Raw genomic sequence first — 2,779 nt, forward strand, 5'->3', positions numbered from 1 at the left:
GGATTTACTAAAAAATACGCTGTACTAGCTACTAATTACGGCTCAAATGATTTAGAATTTATTCCTATAGGAGAAAACGAGCCCTTTAGAGTTCATGAGGGAATAGCGCACTTTTTAGAGCATAAGATGTTCGAGCAGCCTGACGATACAGATGCATTTGAGAAATTCTCTAGGTGGGGAGCAAATGCAAATGCGTTTACAAATTTTACAACGACAGCTTATTTATTTACAACTACAGATAATTTCTATGAGTGTCTAGAGCATTTGCTTGATTATGTACAGACTCCTCATTTTACAGACGAAAATGTAGAGAAGGAAAAGGGAATAATAGCCCAAGAGATAAAAATGTACGACGACGATCCAGGTTGGACAGTATATGTGAATGTGTTAAAAGCGATGTATGTAAACCATCCTGTCAAAGTAGATATAGCTGGTACAGTAGATAGCATATACAAGATAACAAAGGAAGAGCTTTATAAATGCTACAATACCTTCTACAACCCTGGAAATATGGCATTATTTGTAATTGGAGATTTAGATGAAAATGAATTATTTGAAAAAATCAAGCTTGCAAATAAGTACGACATGGCAAAAATGGATCATGAGGTAACTAGAATATATCCAGAAGAACCGACTACTGTAAATCAAAAGGAAATAATAGCAAAGGCACCAATTTCTATACCTATATTTAATATAGGTTTTAAAGACGACAAAGTCGGTATAAAGGGAAAAGAACTGCTTAGATACGAAGTTATAACAGATATATTAAACGAAATGCTGTTTAGACGTGGAAGTGAAATATACGAAGATTTATACATGAAGGGATTGATAAATAGAAGTTTTGGAGCAGGCTTTAATTCACAAGTGGATTATGCTTTTACGACTATTGGAGGAGAGTCAAAACAACCTAAAGAGGTAAAAAGAATAATATTTGAATATCTAGACAAATATAAAACAGAAGGTCTAGATAGAAAAACATTTGAGAGACTAAAAAAAGCTGCAATAGGTGGATTTATCAAGTATTTTGATTCCATAACATTTATCGCCAATAATTTTATATTCTATAAATTCAAAGACATAAATTTATTAGATTATGTAGAAGTAATAAAAGAAGTCACATTTGAAGAGGTAGAAGATAGATTAAAGAATCACTTTAAAGAAGAAAACTGTGTAATATCTATAGTAGAACCTATTGAAAATAAATAGTATAAATAAAAGTTGTGGGGATATCATTTTCTGCAACTTTTTTTATGAAACCATCATGCTTAATGATAAATGAAATATTTATTTTTAACCCATAAACTGATATAATAACAATGGTATTTATATAATTTACATTATCAAAAGGGGGGAATTTTTTATGATAGATATGCATTGCCATATATTACCGGATGTAGATGATGGAGCAGAATGTATGCATGATGCTATAGCTATGGCTTTAATAGCTAAAGAACAAGGAATAAAAAAAATCATAGCCACACCTCATTATCATCCTGAATTTAGATATTTAAAGGGTGAACAACTAAAAGAGGTTTACGAGAATTTTAAACAAGAGTTAAAAGAAAATAAAATAGATATTGAAGTATATATGGGAAATGAAATTTATTTTACTTCTAATTTAATAGAAAATATAGAGGATTTGGACTTTTTTTCTTTAAATAATAGTAAGTATGTACTGGTAGAGTTTCCACCGACTAATTTCCCGCTTAATTTATGTAATGTTGTATATGAATTAAAACAAAAGGGCTTTGTACCTGTTTTAGCTCATGTAGAGAGATATGTGAAAATCCACGATGATCCAGAGATAATTTACGATTGTATAAAGACAGGTGCTATTATTCAAATAAATAGCTCTAGCCTTATGGGGAAAAATGGAAAAGAATTACAAAAGCTATGTAATATTTTAATAAGCAGAAATATGGTGCACTTAGTGTCAAGTGATGCACACAGCTCTGGAAGAAGACGTCCGTTATTAAAGGATGCATACGAATATATTGAAAAGAAATATTCAAAGGCTACAGCTGACGATTTATTTATAAATAATGCCGAATGTATTATACAAAATAAAGACATCGTCATCAAAGAGCCACTTGAAAAGTCAGCTGAGAAAAGAGGATTTTTTAAAAGAATATTTGGCAGATAAGAGGTGTTTATATGGATAGAGTTGCATTTACATTATTTGGAATAGATATAATGTGGTATGGAATTTTAATAGCTACAGGAATGGTGCTCGCCGTTTTGATTGCACTTAGGGAAGCTAAGAGACTAGGTATATCTGAGGATGATATTTTAAACCTAGCTATGATAGCAATACCATGTGGATTAATAGGTGCGAGAGCTTATTATGTAATTTTTAATTGGTCATATTATGCAGGAGATATATCTGAGATATTAAACTTCAGAGGTGGAGGTTTGGCTATCCACGGAGGATTGATTGGAGGAATATTAGCAGGATTTATATATGCGAAGGTTAAAAATATAAATTTCTTTAAATTAGCAGATTGCGTAGTTCTTGGAATACCGCTAGCTCAAGCTATTGGTAGATGGGGTAACTTTTTAAACCAAGAAGCTCACGGAGGTCCAACAGACTTACCTTGGGGTATAAAGTGTACACGGAATGAGAATCAAGCTCGATCCACTGTCTGTGAACCCACAGTTGTTCGAAGAAAAAGCATAATATTGCGTGATACCTAGAATGCTAAAGCATAATCTGACTTGAAAAAACTGAAGCCTAGAGCGACATTGAACAACGAAAATATCCTCAACAACCTGCGGGATG

At 32.2% G+C, this 2,779-nt stretch carries 3 protein-coding genes; all 3 read left to right on the forward strand.

Annotation, left to right across the window (positions count from 1 at the left end; translation table 11 throughout):
- Window positions 1-1,206, forward strand: a 1,206-nt coding sequence (yfmH, locus tag ACI3VO_RS13200) for an EF-P 5-aminopentanol modification-associated protein YfmH (RefSeq protein WP_439758365.1), incomplete at its 5' end; no start/stop codon positions are given.
- Window positions 1,207-1,360: 154 nt separating this feature from the next.
- Window positions 1,361-2,143 (forward strand): tyrosine-protein phosphatase, encoded by a 783-nt coding sequence (locus tag ACI3VO_RS13205; protein ID WP_439758366.1) that lies wholly within the window; start codon window positions 1,361-1,363, stop codon window positions 2,141-2,143.
- An 11-nt stretch (window positions 2,144-2,154) separates the two neighbouring features.
- Complete coding sequence (gene lgt, locus ACI3VO_RS13210) at window positions 2,155-2,694, forward strand: prolipoprotein diacylglyceryl transferase (protein WP_439758367.1); 540 nt, start codon at window positions 2,155-2,157, stop codon at window positions 2,692-2,694.
- The last annotated feature ends 85 nt before the right edge of the window (window positions 2,695-2,779 follow it).

This window comes from Intestinibacter sp. (assembly GCF_051866655.1).
Taxonomy (GTDB): Bacteria; Bacillota; Clostridia; order Peptostreptococcales; family Peptostreptococcaceae; genus Intestinibacter.

What these genes read in the sequence shown, in the direction of transcription:
- lgt (WP_439758367.1), top strand. Translation starts at nt 2,155, where the DNA reads ATGGATAGAGTTGCATTTACATTATTTGGAATAGATATAATGTGGTAT.
- ACI3VO_RS13205 (WP_439758366.1), top strand. Translation starts at nt 1,361, where the DNA reads ATGATAGATATGCATTGCCATATATTACCGGATGTAGATGATGGAGCA.